This is a genomic window from Enterobacter cloacae complex sp. P40C2, from assembly GCF_014930695.1.
Lineage (GTDB): Bacteria > Pseudomonadota > Gammaproteobacteria > Enterobacterales > Enterobacteriaceae > Enterobacter > Enterobacter pasteurii.
This window is the reverse complement of the sequence record NZ_JADBRP010000009.1, coordinates 38,350-54,122: the sequence shown is the minus strand read 5'-3', so window position 1 is coordinate 54,122 and position 15,773 is coordinate 38,350. Positions and strand designations below refer to the sequence as shown.

General features: G+C 59.4%; 15 protein-coding genes. 5 read left to right on the top strand and 10 right to left on the bottom strand.

The genetic code is table 11. The features are described 5' to 3' along the window. Nucleotides 1-29 precede the first annotated feature (29 nt). Nucleotides 30-1,133, bottom strand: coding sequence for an MBL fold metallo-hydrolase (locus tag IM304_RS15715; protein WP_193355959.1), 1,104 nt, complete (start codon nt 1,131-1,133; stop codon nt 30-32). A gap of 191 nt (nt 1,134-1,324) precedes the next feature. Here IM304_RS15715 and IM304_RS15710 point away from each other — a divergent pair, with 191 nt between their 5' ends. The 3 genes from IM304_RS15710 to nfsB all read left to right on the top strand — a co-directional run bounded on the left by IM304_RS15710 (nt 1,325) and on the right by nfsB (nt 3,047). Beyond that, nucleotides 1,325-1,915, top strand: a complete 591-nt coding sequence (locus IM304_RS15710; RefSeq protein WP_148419363.1) for a TetR/AcrR family transcriptional regulator — start codon at nt 1,325-1,327, stop codon at nt 1,913-1,915. Then, nucleotides 1,905-2,273 (top strand): MmcQ/YjbR family DNA-binding protein, encoded by a 369-nt coding sequence (locus IM304_RS15705; protein WP_193355958.1) that lies wholly within the window; start codon nt 1,905-1,907, stop codon nt 2,271-2,273. Before IM304_RS15710 ends, IM304_RS15705 begins: the two co-directional genes overlap by 11 nt. Before the next feature lie 120 nt (nt 2,274-2,393). Next, nucleotides 2,394-3,047: an oxygen-insensitive NAD(P)H nitroreductase gene (gene nfsB, locus IM304_RS15700; protein ID WP_193355957.1), complete on the top strand. Its 654-nt coding sequence runs from the start codon at nt 2,394-2,396 to the stop codon at nt 3,045-3,047. A 36-nt stretch (nt 3,048-3,083) separates the two neighbouring features. Here the strand turns inward: nfsB and IM304_RS15695 are convergent, their stop codons facing one another. From IM304_RS15695 to IM304_RS15685, 3 genes are all read right to left on the bottom strand, one after another. Beyond that, entirely contained in the window at nt 3,084-3,371 is a 288-nt protein-coding gene (locus IM304_RS15695; protein WP_193355956.1) for a helix-turn-helix transcriptional regulator, read from the bottom strand. Beyond that, entirely contained in the window at nt 3,352-3,681 is a 330-nt protein-coding gene (locus tag IM304_RS15690) for a type II toxin-antitoxin system RelE/ParE family toxin (protein ID WP_176610984.1), read from the bottom strand. The genes IM304_RS15695 and IM304_RS15690 overlap by 20 nt, the downstream gene beginning before the upstream one ends. A 138-nt stretch (nt 3,682-3,819) precedes the next feature. Beyond that, nucleotides 3,820-4,689: a helix-turn-helix transcriptional regulator gene (locus tag IM304_RS15685; protein ID WP_193355955.1), complete on the bottom strand. Its 870-nt coding sequence runs from the start codon at nt 4,687-4,689 to the stop codon at nt 3,820-3,822. A 107-nt stretch (nt 4,690-4,796) separates the two neighbouring features. Between IM304_RS15685 and IM304_RS15680 the strand changes: the two genes are divergently transcribed. After that, nucleotides 4,797-6,233 (top strand): MFS transporter, encoded by a 1,437-nt coding sequence (locus IM304_RS15680; protein ID WP_193355954.1) that lies wholly within the window; start codon nt 4,797-4,799, stop codon nt 6,231-6,233. Between the two features lie 65 nt (nt 6,234-6,298). Beyond that, nucleotides 6,299-7,543: a mechanosensitive ion channel family protein gene (locus IM304_RS15675; RefSeq protein WP_148419370.1), complete on the top strand. Its 1,245-nt coding sequence runs from the start codon at nt 6,299-6,301 to the stop codon at nt 7,541-7,543. Here IM304_RS15675 and IM304_RS15670 read toward each other — a convergent pair whose 3' ends face one another. From IM304_RS15670 to IM304_RS15645, 6 genes are all read right to left on the bottom strand, one after another. Further along, nucleotides 7,544-8,515: a LacI family DNA-binding transcriptional regulator gene (locus tag IM304_RS15670; protein ID WP_176610987.1), complete on the bottom strand. Its 972-nt coding sequence runs from the start codon at nt 8,513-8,515 to the stop codon at nt 7,544-7,546. Nucleotides 8,516-8,590: 75 nt separating this feature from the next. Further along, the gene (locus IM304_RS15665; RefSeq protein ID WP_193356034.1) at nt 8,591-9,733 is read right to left on the bottom strand and encodes a Gfo/Idh/MocA family protein; all 1,143 of its coding nucleotides are present in this window, start codon (nt 9,731-9,733) and stop codon (nt 8,591-8,593) included. Further along, nucleotides 9,726-10,751, bottom strand: a complete 1,026-nt coding sequence (locus IM304_RS15660) for a sugar phosphate isomerase/epimerase (protein WP_193355953.1) — start codon at nt 10,749-10,751, stop codon at nt 9,726-9,728. Before IM304_RS15660 ends, IM304_RS15665 begins: the two co-directional genes overlap by 8 nt. Nucleotides 10,752-10,766: 15 nt before the next feature. After that, nucleotides 10,767-12,002, bottom strand: coding sequence for an MFS transporter (locus tag IM304_RS15655; RefSeq protein WP_176610989.1), 1,236 nt, complete (start codon nt 12,000-12,002; stop codon nt 10,767-10,769). A gap of 268 nt (nt 12,003-12,270) precedes the next feature. After that, nucleotides 12,271-13,656, bottom strand: a complete 1,386-nt coding sequence (pheP, locus tag IM304_RS15650) for a phenylalanine transporter (protein ID WP_176610990.1) — start codon at nt 13,654-13,656, stop codon at nt 12,271-12,273. Nucleotides 13,657-13,758: 102 nt separating this feature from the next. Then, entirely contained in the window at nt 13,759-15,732 is a 1,974-nt protein-coding gene (locus tag IM304_RS15645; RefSeq protein ID WP_193355952.1) for a PhoX family phosphatase, read from the bottom strand. Between the last annotated feature and the right edge of the window lie 41 nt (nt 15,733-15,773).

Sequence of the window (15,773 nt, the reverse complement as noted above, 5' to 3'; positions counted from 1 at the left end):
GCTCTCCCCCTCTGCTTCTCGCTTGAACATTATTCCCACCACTCGCGAAATTCTTGCGTGGTATCACTCACCCGAACGGGCTCGCCCAGCTCCGGCGTCAGCAGCCGGTAGTTTTTATCCTTACTGGCTCTCGCCAGCTGGATCAGCGGATCGTTCCAGGTGTGCTTCGCCAGCACGAAACGTCCGTTATGCCCCGGCACGACCGCTTTGGCATTCAGATCCGCCGAGGCCTGCGCGGTTTCTTCCGGGTGCATGTGGATGTACTTCCAGTCCTGGTCGTACTGGCCGTTTTCCATGATGGCAAGGTCCACCCCGCCGAACTGCTCGCCGATGGCTTTGAAGTGCGGGCCATAGCCCGAGTCACCGCTGTAGTAGATCTTCTGCGCCGGGGTGACAAACATAAAGCTGCCCCACAGGGTCTGGTCACGCTTAATGCCGCGCCCGGAGAAGTGGCGCGCCGGCAGCACGTGCACCGTCAGATCATCGGTAATGTGCACCGACTGGTTCCAGTCGCGCTCGCTGACGATCGCCGGATCCATCCCCCAGTAGCGCAGATGCGATCCCACGCCCAGCGGCGTTACCGCGCGCTTTACCTTCGGCAGTAACGCCCGGATGGTGGCGTAATCCAGATGGTCGTAGTGATCGTGAGAGATAATGAGCAGGTCAATTTCGGGCATACTCTGCGCGCTCCACGGGTACTCCCCCGCAAAGGCTTTATTGAGGAAAGAAAACGGCGCAGCGTAGTTACCCAGAACCGGATCGATCAGGATGCGTTGTCCCGCCAGCTGCATATACCAGGACGAGTGGCCGAGCCACACCAGCGTGTCCTGCTCAGGCGGCAGGCTCGCGAGATCGGTTTTCACCAGCGGCAGCGGCTGCGCGGGACGGGCGTTTTCGGTTTTACGGGTCAGGAACTGCCACCACGCCACCAGCATATTTTGTTGCCCGGTAAAGCCCGGCGTAGGGAGCGTGTTGTGGAATTTCCCGTCGCGATACTGCGGTGAGGCTTCCACTTCGGTAAGCTGCGCACCCTGCGGTGGCTGGCCAAATCCGGCATTCAGAACAAACGGTAAACTGGCAGCTGAAGCAATAATCATGACTAACACCACGCAGATGAATAGAGGCTTTTTCATGTCCTGACCCGCCAACGCGCCCCGTCCGGTGGATTGCGCAGGTGACACTTGATTATGAGTGAGTAAGCACTCATTATAGATAGGAAGCTTACGTCGTCAAGAAGGTTTTCGATCTTTGACATTCCGCGTTGCGGCGTAACAAAGCTCGTGGTTCAATCGGGGTTTTTACAATTGACGGGAGGAAAAATTTAGTGGCACGTCCGAAGAGTGAAGATAAAAAACAGGCCTTACTGGAAGCAGCAACCGCTGCATTTGCGCAGTCAGGTATTGCCGCCTCAACGGCGTTAATCGCCCGTAACGCGGGCGTCGCTGAAGGTACGCTGTTTCGCTACTTCGCTACCAAAGACGATCTGCTGAATGCCCTCTACCTGCACCTGAAGCAGGATCTCTGCCAGACCATGCTGGCGAACCTCGATCGCACCATCACCCTGCCGAAAGAGCACACCCGAAATATCTGGAACAGCTACGTGGACTGGGGCATTCGTAACCCCGTGGCGCATGCGGCCATCCGCCAGATCGGCGTCAGTGAAAAGCTGAACGCCGAAACGGAGCAGGCGGTGAAAGACATGTTCCCGGAGCTACACGAGCTGTGTCGTCGTTCGGTCCGGCCGGTGTTTATGTCTGACGAGTTCCGCACCTTCGGTGATGCCATTTTCTTATCGCTGGCGGAAACCACCATGGAGTTTGCCACCCGCGATCCGTCCCGTGCCCTTGATTTTAAAGCGCTGGGCTTTGAGGCCATGTGGCGCGGGCTTGCCCAGGAAGATAACGATGGACAGTAAATCACTGCAGGAGCACGCAAAACGCGTGGCGCTGGAGATGCCTTTTACCGAACACTGCTGGCCGTTTGGCCCCGAGTACGACGTGTTTAAGGTTGGCGGCAAGATTTTTATGCTGATGGCTACCGTCCGCGGACGGCCTCACGTCAGCCTCAAATCGGATCCGGAAAAATCACTGTTAAATCAGCAGATCTACCGCGGCGTTGAGCCCGGTTACCATCTGAATAAAAAGCACTGGATCTCCGTTTACGGCACCGACGACATCACGCCCGAACTGGTCACCGACCTGATCGCGGACTCGTGGAATCTGGTCGTCGACAAACTGCCGAAAAAAGACCAGAAGTGGATACGCCCGGCCTGATTGTTCGTCTGAAACGAACAGGTTAAGCGCTCGAATCGCACTTATCTTTTCCCGCTTCGCGCGGTAATCTGCATGCCTTTCACGCCCGCCAGCGGGCGAATGTTAATACCAGGAGTTGTTATGGATATCATTTCTGTCGCCCTGAAACGCCACTCTACCAAGGCGTTCGATCCGGCTAAAAAACTGACCGCTGAAGAAGCGGAAAACATCAAAACGCTGCTGCAATACAGCCCATCCAGCACGAACTCCCAGCCGTGGCACTTTATTGTTGCCAGCACTGAGGAAGGTAAAGCGCGCGTGGCAAAATCTGCGGCGGGAACCTATGTGTTTAACGAACGCAAAATCATGGATGCCTCTCACGTGGTGGTGTTCTGCGCGAAAACCGCGATGGACGACGCCTGGCTTGAGCGCGTGGTCGATCAGGAAGAGGCCGACGGTCGTTTTAACACCCCAGAAGCGAAAGCCGCGAACCATAAAGGCCGCTGCTATTTTGCCGACATGCACCGCGTCGATCTGAAAGATGACGACCAGTGGATGGCGAAGCAGGTTTACCTGAACGTCGGTAATTTCCTGCTGGGCGTGGCCGCGATGGGCCTGGACGCGGTGCCGATTGAAGGCTTCGATGCCGCTATCCTCGACGAAGAGTTCGGCCTGAAAGAGAAAGGCTTCACCAGCCTGGTGGTGGTGCCGGTTGGGCATCACAGCGTGGAGGATTTCAACGCCACGCTGCCGAAGTCTCGCCTGCCGCTGAGCACGATTGTGACGGAGTGCTAAGCGCTTCAGGCACGCCGGGTACCGGCGTGCCTGTTTTCAGTAAAGCGTTATCTGCGGATGCTTTACCCCGCATACCAGAGCATAACGCGTTAACGTATCAAGACTCGCCCGGGTAATATTCGCTTCCATTCTTGATACCGTCGGTGCGCTGACGCCCATACGCTCCGCCACCTGAGCGCGCGTCAGGCCTGCATGGTCGCGCCACTGCGCCAGCATCTTTCGCAGGCGTTCCTTGCGCGCTTCAGCATCAAAAGAATCCCGCACCGCAGAATCGCTTAGCAGCTCTGCTCTTAATACGTCCCAGTCAATAATCTTCTTGCTCATCCAACATCTCCTGTTGTCGTTTCAATGCCAGACGAAGTTCAGCGATGGGCGTTTTTTGCGTTTTCTTGATAAACACTCGCAGCAGAAAAATGGTCCTTTCCCGCTGGTATACGTAGATCCCACGGCTGTGGATCAGCCCGACGGTTCTTATTTCAAACAAGCCATGGGGTAACGGCTTGCTGTCAGGCTCCCGTAGTACGGTCGGGTTAGTGCGTAATTTATCAAGCTGGCGAATCAGCTTCGCCTGTACCCCCGCAGGCAATGAGAGGATCTCTTCTCTGACGGCCTCATGAACCACAAGTCTGAACACGGCGTATCATCCCTGATAATATTAGCATATAAGGCAATTTGCATTAAAGGCTAATTTTGCCTTTCCTGACCTACCTTACCTGCTTTTAGCGGTCTGGGCCGAATCCGCGTCATTTCCCTGAAAGCGTCTCGCAAAAAATTATTTCCCCCGCGCCTCCAGCCACGCCATCGCCCTCTCCCCCGCCTCGTCCACCGGTAAATAGACCAGCAGCCGCGAGCCGTTTCGCGGCGCGGAGTACCAGTACATCTGCTGCAGCGTAAAATCTCCCAGCTCCGGATGGGTAAACAGCTTGAGCTGGTTCTCCACGCCGCGCACGTCGTTGCGCTGGTGCCACAGGGCTTTAAACTCCTCAGACACCGCAAAGAAGCGCGCCAGCTTCGCTTCCCAGAGCGGGTCGCCACGGTGCTCGGCCATCGCCGCGCGGAAGTAGGAGACAAAAACCGGCAGCACGTCGTCGCGCTTGCCGAGCCGCGCGCGCCACGCCGGATGGGTGAGGAACAGGTAAATACAGTTGCGGTCTTCCGGGGGGATGTCATTGAAATCAACGCCCATCAGGTGCCCGAAGCTCGCATTCCACGCCACGATATCGAAATTCGGTTTCTGGATGCTGGCAGGCTTCGGCATCAGGGTATCGAGCAGGCGGCGCGTGCCTTCGCTGATGCCCTCGCAGCAGACCGCCTGCGGGGCCTCGCCCGGCGGCAAACCCGCCAGCACGAAAAGATGTCGGGCCTCGGTCGGGGTGCACTGCAGCGCTTTCGCCACGGCGGCCATCACCGCGCTCGACGGGTTGACGTCCCGGCCCTGCTCCAGCCAGGTGTACCAGGTCACGCCGACGTCAGCGAGCATCGCTACCTCCTCACGGCGCAGCCCCGGCGTGCGGCGGCGACCGCTGCGCGGCAGGCCGAGGCGCTGGGGATCGAGGCTCTCGCGCCGGGCGCGCAGAAAAGCGCCCAGCTGCTTGCGGGTGTCATCCTGGAGAGAGACGACGGGTTCAGACATCAGCGCCATAAATGCTCCTGCATGGTAGTGGCAATACCAGTATAAGCAAGAACTGGTACCCGTTTATCAGATGGTTGATGCTACGACTCTACGCTGTTTGACGCAATGGAGTCACCATGAATACGTCAGTTGTTTCACCGGGTCGCGCAGGCCTGATATTGCTGTTAACCGGCCAGATGCTGCCGCTGATTGATACCTCGATAACGAACGTCGCGCTGGACGCCATCACGCGCTCCTTACACGCCACCGCCACCGAGCTGGAGCTGATTGTCGCGCTTTACGGGGTGGCCTTTGCCGTCTGCCTGGCACCCGGCAGCAGGCTGGGGGATAACCTTGGCCGCCGTCGCCTGTTTATGTGGGGCGTGGCGAGCTTTGGCCTGGCCTCGCTGCTGTGCGGCATGGCGGGCAACATTGAACAGCTGCTGGCCGCGCGAATCGTTCAGGGCGCAGGCGCGGCGCTGATAATGCCGCAAATTCTGGCCACGCTGCACGTGACGCTCAAAGGCACCGCGCATGCCAAAGCCATCAGCCTCTTCGGCGGCATCGGCGGGATTGCGTTTATCGTCGGCCAGATGGGCGGCGGGTGGCTGGTATCGGCGGATATCGCCGGGCTGGGCTGGCGCAACGCCTTCTTTATAAACGTACCGATTTGCCTGGCGGTGCTGGCGCTGAGCCGTCGCTACGTGCCGGAAACCCGTCGCGAAACGCCGTCGCGCATCGACTGGACCGGCACCGTCCTGCTGGCGCTTATTCTCTGCTGCCTGCTGTTCCCGATGGCGCTCGGCCCGCAGCAGCACTGGTCGTGGCCGCTGAAGGCCGCGCTGATAGCGATTATCCCGCTGGGATACCTGATGGTGCTGAACGCGCGTAAAAAAGAGCGCGATGACGCACATCCGCTGATCCCGCCGCGCCTGCTTCAGCTTCCCAGCATTCGTTTTGGCGTATTAATTGCGATGCTCTTTTTCAGCGTCTGGTCCGGGTTTATGTTCTGCATGGCGCTGACCATGCAGAGCGGCCTGGAGATGGCGCCGTGGCAGTCCGGGAACAGCTTTATCGCGCTGGGGGTGACCTATTTTATTTCCGCCTGGTTCGCCCCACGCCTGATTGCCCGCTACAGCACCAGCGCCATCCTGCTGAGCGGGCTGGCCGTTCAGATAGTCGGCCTGCTGGCGCTGATGGCCACGTTCCGCTACTGGGGAATGCAAAATACCGCGCTGACGCTGGCTCCCGCCACCGGGCTGGTGGGTTACGGGCAGGCGCTGATCGTGAACAGCTTCTATCGCATCGGGATGCGCGATATCCAGCCCGACGACGCGGGGGCCGCGAGCGCGATTTTAAGCACGCTGCAGCAGGCCGCGCTGGGGCTTGGCCCGGCCATTTTCGGCGCGATTTTGCTGCACGGGCTGCATAATGATCACGGCGATTATACCCAGGCCATTAACGTCTTCCTTATGGTGGAGACCGGCCTGATGGCGATCCTGGCGCTGGCGACGCTGTGCATGCGCCATCGCCTGCGCCTGCCGGCAGTGAAGGCCTGTCAGGCGGCCAAATAAGCCGTCGAATTTGCATAATAGATCCGCAGCCGCCATTATGGGGCTGCATCAATACAGGAGACGTTATGCAGGAATTAATTGCTCAGGTTGAAGAGTTAGGGATTGAAATTAATCACACCACCTCTTTAGTGATTATCTTTGGTATTATTTTTCTTACTGCCCTTATCGTTCATTTTATTCTGCACAAAGTGGTGCTTCGCGCCTTCGAGAAACGCGCGCGGGCCAGCAGCCATTTATGGCTGCAGATCATTACCCAGAACAAGCTATTTCACCGTCTGGCGTTTACCCTTCAGGGGATAATCGTCAACGTTCAGGCGGTTCTGTGGCTGCAAAAAGGCAGCGAAGCGGCGGAAATGCTCACCACCTGCGCGAAACTGTGGGTGATGGTATATGCCCTGCTCTCCTTCTTCTCGCTGCTGGACGTGATTTTTAACCTGTCGCAGAAAATGGCCACCGCGTCACAGCTGCCGCTGAAGGGGATATTCCAGGGCATCAAGCTGGTGAGCGCCATTCTGGTGGGGATCTTAATTATCTCCCTGCTGATCGGCCAGTCTCCCGCCATTCTGATAAGCGGCCTGGGCGCCATGGCGGCGGTATTAATGCTGGTATTTAAAGACCCCATTCTGGGGCTGGTTGCCGGTATTCAGCTCTCCGCCAACGACATGCTCAAGCTCGGCGACTGGCTGGAGATGCCGAAATACGGCGCCAACGGCACGGTGACGGACATCGGCCTGACCACCGTGAAGGTGCGCAACTTCGATAACACCATCACCACCATCCCGACGTGGGCGCTGGTCTCCGACGCGTTCATCAACTGGAGCGGCATGTCCGCCTCCGGCGGCCGCCGCATCAAGCGCAGCCTGAATATCGACACCACCAGCATTCACTTCCTCGACGAGCAGGAGCAGCAGAAGCTGATTCAGGCGAAGCTGCTGAAGCCCTATCTGGCCGCGCGCCATGAGGAAATTAACCTGTGGAATCAGCAGAACGGCGAAGGGGAATCGGTATTAAACCTGCGCAAGATGACCAATATCGGCACCTTCCGCGCCTACCTGAACGAATATCTGCGTAACCATCCGCGCATTCGCAAAGATATGACGCTGATGGTGCGCCAGCTGGCGCCGGATGCCAACGGCCTGCCGATTGAAATATATGCCTTCACCAACACGGTCATCTGGGCGGAATATGAAGATATTCAGGCCGACATTTTCGACCATATATTCGCGGTGGTGGATGAATTTGGCCTGCGCATTCACCAGTCGCCAACCGGGAACGATATTCGCTCCCTGGCGGGCGTTATCGCTAAATAATCAGGCGCTGGCGCGGGAAATAAAGCGCCAGCCCATCATCACCCTTTCCGTGGGCGCATCCGGGTTGTCGATCTTATTCAAGAGCAGATCGACCGCCTTGCGCCCGATATCCCGCGAGGGCTGCTCGATGGTGGTGAGTGAAATCATCTCCGCCAGCTCGGTGCCGTCAAAACCAACAACCGCGATATCCTCGGGCACCCGCAGCCCTGCCTGCTGAATGGCGCGCAGCGCGCCCGCCGCCAGCGTATCGGAAACGGCAAATACCGCATCCGGCGGATTTTCCTTCAGCAGATTTTGCATCGCCGCCATGCCCGCGCCGGAGCTGAGCTCGCTGGCGTACTCCACCGCCTGATAGTCGAGATCCCGCAGGTGAATGACGCTTTTATAGCCGCGCTCGCGCAGGCGCGCATACTTATAGCTGAGGTCGTGGTTGATCAGGGCGATACGTTTGCGCCCGCCGTCGGCAAGCTGGCTCACGACGTGCTGGGAGGCATCGACGTCGTTAATCCCCACGCAGGAAACCGCCCCCGCATCCGCGTATTCCGCGCACTGCACCCACGGCGCGCTGCCGATGAGGGCCGCCAGTTCAGGCAGCTTCGAGAAGGCGTCCATGGTGATAATGCCGTCGACGATTTTGCCGGACAGCAGGCTCAGACCAGAGCGGGAGCGCTCAATATCCGAGCCGGAGTTGCAGAGCAGGATCCGGTAGCCGTTCTTCTCCGCCTCGGCTTCGATCCCCTTAACCACCTCGGCGCAGAACGGGTTGGCAATGTTCGAGACCATCACCAGGATCATATAGCTGCGGGCGGTGCGCAGCTGACGCGCCAGCAGATTGGGCTGGTAGTTACTCTCCCTGATCGCCTGCATAACGCGCTCGCGGTTTTTCGCCTTCACCGTATCGCTGTTATTCAGCACGCGGGAGACCGTCGCCACGGATACCCCGGCCAGCTGAGCGATTTTCTGAATTGACATAGCGACGATACATCCTGCGGTTAGCGTTTAGTGCAGGCTATCATAAATTTGTTGCCCGGCGAACCGGGCAACGCGTCATTGTTCAACGCGCACCCAGCGCTGCTGCTGATGGCTTTTCACAATGGCATCAATGATATACATCACGTTTGCGCCGTCATGGAAGGTTGCGAACTGCGGCGCCTCCGGCATCGCGCCCGCCTGTACCGCCCGGTAGAACTGCGCCATCATATTTTTGAAGGCATCCGGCCAGCCTTCAATGTGCCCGCCGGGGAAGTGGGCGCTGTCGGCCACATCGCGGTTCATCAGCCCCGGATCGTCGCTCAGCGCCTGGTTGGCCTGCGCGCGATGGCCGATCCACAGCCGCTGGGGGATTTCCTGATCCCACGCGACGGACCGCTCGCTGCCGTTTACCTCAAACGTCAGGCGGTTTTTGCGCCCGGCGCTCACCTGCGAGACGCTAAAGCTGCCCTTGCTGCCGTCGTCAAAGCGGAACAGCACCGAACCAAAATCTTCGGTGGTAACCGGTTTGTCTTCATACTCCGCCCGCTCGTCGTGGGAGAAGGTCTGGTTTCCCCCCACGCTGGCCTTACGCGTCGGCCAGACGATGGATAAGTCGGCCATTACCTCTGTAATACGCCTGCCGGTCACGAACTGCACCGTATCGCACCAGTGGGAGCCGATATCCGCCACCGCCCGCGATGCGCCGCCGAGGGCTGCATCCACCCGCCAGTTGTAGTCGGTTTCCAGCAGCATCCAGTCCTGCAAATAGCTGCCGTGCGAGGCAAACAGCCGCCCGACGCTGCCCGCGCGCATCATGCTCGCCGCCTGGCGCACCATCGCAAACTGGCGATAGACGAAGCTCACGCCGTGCACCACGCCCGCCTGCTCCGCCAGTGCCACCAGCTCGCGCGCCTCTTCCGGGGTCATGCACAGCGGTTTTTCGGAAAATACGTGCTTGCCCGCGCGCAGGATCTTGCGGTTGATCTCCGCGTGCAGGTGGTTCGGCGTGCAGTTGTGCACCACGTGCAGATCGGGGTACGCGAGCAGCTCCTCCACGCTGCCGCAGGCGTGCGGCACGTTAAGCTGGCGCGCTTTCTCCTGCGCCCGGGTAAACGATCCGTCGCAGAGCGCCACCACCTGCACAAACCCGAGGCGCCTGAGCGCCTCGATATGCGCCGGGCCAATAAACCCGCTGCCGATAATGCCGACGTTAATCATCGTTGCCCCCTGCGGCAAAATCATCAAACGCGCGTCCGGAAACGGGAATAATATGGCGGCGTATAAACTCGCTGCCCTCCCTCGCGCCGGTATCGCCGTCCTTCAGGCAGCACTCCCACTCCAGCACCGCCCAGCCGTCGTAGTCGTACTGGGTCAGCTTGCTGAAGATGCCCCGGAAGTCGATCTGCCCGTCGCCGAGCGACCGGAAGCGCCCGGCGCGGCCGATCCACGGCTGATAGCCGCCGTAAGCGCCGCTGCGCCCGCTGGGGCGAAACTCGGCGTCCTTAACGTGAAACGCTTTAATACGCTTATGGTAGATGTCGATGAAGGTCAGATAATCCATCTGCTGCAGCAGCATATGGCTCGGGTCGTAGAGGATGTTGCAGCGCGAATGGTTATCCACCAGGGCAAGAAAACGCTCGAAGGTCACGCCGTCGTGCAGATCTTCCCCCGGATGCAGCTCAAAGCAGACGTCAACGCCCTGCTCGTCGAAGGCGTCCAGAATCGGCCGCCAGCGGTTAGCCAGTTCCTGAAACGCTTCCTGAAAACGCTGCTCGTTATGCGGCGGCCAGGGGTAGAAAAACGGCCACGCCAGCGAGCCGGAGAAGGTGGCATGGGCCTTCAGGCCTAGCCGGGCGGACGCCACCGCCGCCTGCATCAGCTTTTCCGTTGCCCACGCCCGGCGCGCCGCATCGTCACCGCGCACGGACGCGGGGGCGAAGTGGTCAAACGCGTCGCTGTAAACCGGGTTCACCGCCACGAGCTGCCCTTCCAGATGGGTCGACAGCTCGCTGATGACCAGCCCGTGAGCGGCCAGCCTGGCGGTGATTTCATCGCAGTAGGCCTGGCTCTCTGCGGCTTTCTCGACATCAAAAATGTGCGGATGATTGCAGGGGATCTGCACCGCCCTGTAGCCCTTCGCCGCGGCCCACTCGGCCAGCCCGTCGAGCGTGTTGAATGGCGCTTTCTCACCAATAAACTGCGACAGAAAAATACCCGGTCCCTTAATCGTTTTCATACCACCTCCAGAACGTTACGCCTTGTCATCGTCATACCTAAACGTGAGAAGGAAAATCAGCGCGATCGCCGCGGCAGCCACCGCCGGGATCCACCAGAATGTCACCCACGCCTGCGGCACGGCCTGCCCGGCCACCAGGCGGTTATAGAGCGCGCCGGAAATCTGCGAGCCGAGCAGCATGCCGATGCCGTAGGTAAACATTACGATCATGCTCTGGGCCTGACCTTTAACCTTTTCACCGGCGACCCGGTCGGTATAGATAAAGCCGACGACAAAGAAGAAATCGTAGCAGACGCCGTGCAGCAGAATGCCGAGATAGAGCAGGATGCGTCCCTCCTCGCTGACGCCCAGCGCGAACATGGCATAACGCACGAACCACGCCAGCATGCCGATCAGCAGCATCACCTTCACGCCCAGGCGGCGGAACAGCAGCGGGATAACCAGCATGAAGAAGATCTCAGACATCTGCCCGAAGGACATGGCGGTGCTGACGTCCGCAATACCCGCATCCGCCAGATACGAGGCGGTATAGGCGTAGTAGGTTCCCAGCGGGACGGAGATCAGCATCGCGCAGACGGAGAAGACGAAAAAGTGGCGGGTTTTGAGCAGCGCGAAGGCATCCGCGCAGAAGAGATCCCGCACCCTGACCGGCAGGCCTTTCGCCGGAGCCGGCGTGTGCGGCAGCGTCAGGCTGTAGAGAGCCAGCAGCACGGAGCTTGCCGCCGCCACCTGGAAGATGGTGACGCTGGACGCCACGCCGGTGACGCCGATAAAAATGCCCGCCACGATCCAGCCGATGGTGCCGAACACGCGCACCACCGGGAAGGTTTTATCCACGTTCGCCAGGCTGTGGAAGGCGATATTGTTGGTCAGCGCCAGCGTCGGCATATAGCAGAGCGTGTAGCCAAACAGCAGGCCAATCAGCAGGGCGCCGTTTTCGGCAATCAGCGCTCCCGGCACGAACCACAGGATTGCCGCGCCCGCCAGGTGCATCACCGCCATGACCTTCTGCGAGGCGAAGAAGCGGTCCACCAGCATCCCGAGCACGAACGGCGAAAGAATGGAGGCGATTGGCCCGGCGGAGAACGCATCGCCAATCAGCAAAGACATATTGTGCCGGGTCATTACCAGGCCGAGCGTGACCGACCAGCTACCCCAGATGAAGAATTGCAGAAACATCATCAGCGACAGACGCGGCACCAGCAGCCGGTGTTGCGTTATCGCCTTTTCACCCCTTTCAGTTGACACCATGATGAGCCCCACCCTCAAAAAGTAATCGATTACAAAACGGTTCACGTAAAAAGTAATCGATTACAAAATAAAGATCCTGCGGATCGTCGAAGATTTGGGAGGGGGGTCACGATAAAGGTGGAGCGGTATAATCAGGGCCCGGCAGGCGCAGTGCCGCCGGGCTTAAACGGGTGCGGCCGGGGTGCGGTCTGGTGCCCTCACCCCGACCCTCTCCCACAGGGAGAGGGGGGCAGACATTAAAAACGGCAACCAGGTTGCCGTTTTGCTTTTACCTTCGAGAGAGCTTAAACGCGACAAACAGGAACGCTACCCACACCGGCAGCAGCATCGCTGACAGACGCATCTCATCCATGGTGCACATCAGCACCAGAATCAGCGCCAGGAACGCGATACAGATATAGTTCCCCGCCGGATAGAGCAGCGCTTTAAACTGCGTCACGCGGCCCTTGCGGCGCATGGCGGCGCGAAAGCGCAGGTGCGCCAGGCAGATCATGATCCAGTTCAGCAGCAGCGTGGCGACAACCAGCGCCATCAGCAGACCAAAGGCCTGTTTCGGCAGCAGGTAGTTGATCAGCACCACCAGCGAGGTGATAGCGCCGGAAAGGAACAGCGAATTGACCGGCACGCCGCGACGGCTGACGCGGGTGAGGAATTTCGGCGCATTCCCCTGCACCGAAAGGCCAAACAGCATGCGGCTGTTGGAGTACACCCCGCTGTTATACACCGACAGCGACGCCACCAGGATAACGAAGTTCAGCGCCGACGCCACCACGTTGCTGTTCAGATCGTGGAAAATCATCACGAACGGGCTGCTGTCGGATTTCACCTCCACCCACGGATAAAGCGCCAGCAGAACGACCAGCGAGCCGATATAGAACAGCAGAATACGGTAAACCACCTGGTTGACCGCTTTAGGTATGCTTTTGTGCGGGTCGCGCGCTTCGGCCGCGGTGATGCCAATCAGCTCCAGCCCGCCGAAGGAGAACATGATCACCGCCAGGGAGAGGATCAGCCCCTTCCAGCCGGTCGCCAGGAAGCCGCCGTGCTGCCACAGGTTGTCGATGGTCGCCCGCTCGCCGCCGTGGCCGGAGAACAGCAGCCACAGGCCGAAGCCGATCATGCCGATAATCGCCAGCACCTTGATCAGCGCGAACCAGAACTCGGTTTCGCCGTACAGGCGCACGTTTACGAGGTTAACGGCGTTAATAATGATGAAGAAGGCCGCGGCCCAAATCCACGTCGGCACGTCCGGCAGCCAGTACTGCATATAGATGCCTGCGGCGGTCAGCTCGGCCATTCCCACCAGCACAAACATTACCCAGTAGTTCCAGCCGGAAAGGAAGCCTGCGAACGGGCCCCAGTATTTATAGGCAAAGTGTGCGAAGGAGCCTGACACCGGCTCTTCGACGACCATCTCGCCGAGCTGGCGCATGATCAGGAAGGCGATAATCCCCGCGATAGCATAACCCAGCAGCACCGCCGGACCGGCCATCTGAATGGCGGGGCCGATACCGAGAAACAGCCCGGTACCGATCGCGCCGCCAAGAGCAATTAACTGAATATGTCGATTTTGCAAACCACGTTGCAGCGTCGGATTCTGATCCGACGAGGCTTCAGCGCTACCACGGCCTGAAGCGGATGACGCGTCTTTCACGCCCTACCCCTGTCTCTTTTTTAGAAGGGGCACGTTTTAACACTTCATGCTGGTGGTAGCAAGCTTAACGCCGGGCCACCGCCTGCGCCCGGCGGATAAACGTTACGACCCGATGATCCCGCCATCCGCTTTGGTAATCACCACCGTAGACGATCGCGGGCGGCCGTTCGGGCTGGCGTCAGGCCAGTTGGAGACGGCGCGCGGATTGGCCGGATCGGTAATATCATCCCCGCCCTCCCCCGGATGCTGAATATTAATAAACAGCGTGCGGTTGTCCGGCGTAAACGCAATGCCGGTGATTTCGCACCCGCGCGGGCCGGTCAGGAAGCGGCGATACTCATTGGTGCCCGGAATGGTTGCCACCATCTGGTTATTGCCCATCCCCTCGTACGCTTTCTTATTGATGGTGCTGGAGGAGACGTCGGTCTGGATCCACAGGACGCCCTGGTGATCGAACGACAGCCCATCCGGGCTGCCGAACGCCGCGCCCTGCATGGAGCCTTTAGACTTAGGATCGTCGCCGTCGGTGCGTCCTGCCATGACCAGAATATCCCACCTGAAGCGGGCGGCAGCAGGATCTGCTCCCTCTTCGTGCCAGTGCATAATATGACCAAACACGTTGTTGGCGCGCGGGTTGGCGGCATCGACCGGCGCCTTACCCTCCTTCCCGCGATCGCTGTTGTTGGTGAGCGTACAGTAGACGCTACCGCTGGCGTGCGGATCGACCGCTATCCATTCGGGGCGATCCATCTTCGTTGCCCCTACAGCGTCGGCCGCCAGGCGGGTTTTGATCAGCAGATCGCCCTGGCTTTCGAAACCGTTGCTTTTATCCAGCCCATTTTGCCCGAAGATCAGCGGCAGCCAGTCGCCGCTCCCGTCCTCATTGAACCGGGCAACGTACAGCGTGCCGGACCTCAGCAGGTTCATATTGGCTTCACGGTTCGCGGGATCGTATTTTTTGTCCGAGACGAATTTATAGATGTACTCAAACTTCTGATCGTCCCCCATGTAGACCACCACGCGGTTATCGGCGGCGAGCGTGACGGCTGCGCCCTCATGCTTGAAGCGGCCAAGCGCGGTATGCTTGCGCGGCGTGGAGGTGGGGTCGTAGGGATCAATCTCTACCACCCAGCCGAAACGGTTGGGCTCGTTAGGGGTTTTATCGACGCTGAAGCGGTCATCCACCTCGTTCCAGCGGTACGATTCATCGCTGTCGCTGATGCCGTAGCGTTTTTCCAGCGGGTTGAGGTCGGCTTTTTTCACAAAAATGTCCGACCAGTTCTCCTCGCAGGTGAGATAGGTGCCCCACGGCGTATGGCCGTTGGCGCAGTTTTGCATGGTGCCCAGCACGCGCTCCCCCTGCGGGTCGGCGGCGGTTTTCATTAGGTCCTGATGCCGCGCCGGGCCGGTAAGCTGCATTGGTGTATTGACGGTAATACGGCGCGCGAACGAAGACGGACGAACCACCTCCCAGCCGCTGCCCGCTTTTTTCACCTCCACCACCGACACGCCCATCGCGTTCTGCCCCTTGCGGGCCTTGTCGAGGCTCCAGTTCGCCGTACCGTCGGTAAACAGCATCCCGTTATCGATGTATTCATGGTTCATCGCCAGCAGGCCATGATCCGGGTTTTGCTCCCCCTGCGGCAGGCTGAACCACGCCATGCCGTCGTGGTGCATGCCCGCCTGCACGGCCTGTTCGTCCGTGGTGTTGCTGGCGTCCGGCTTAAACGCCGGCATGCTGTTTTTGATGCCCGTCGGGTCACCCCAGCGATAGAACGGGCGGGCAATATAGCCTTCCGGCACCCTGACCGTGTCTTCCGTTGAGACAGCGATACTGGTGAACCCAAGCGACACCGCTTTTGCCAGCGCGGATGGTTTTGAGACCGCGGCAATGGCGTTCTCAGGTTTGATCAGAAACGGGAATGAAACGGCGGCACCCGCAACGGCGCCCATCTGGAGAAAACGGCGGCGGGAGAGGAACACCTCCGCCACCTCGGAGAATACCGGGTTAGCGCTGCGGTTAGCGATATCGTCTTGATGTTCTTTTTTAAATACGGATTTGAGGGGTCTGCCCATAGCGGCTTCCTGTCATTGGCCAAGAGGTAAGGAGTTGGCGA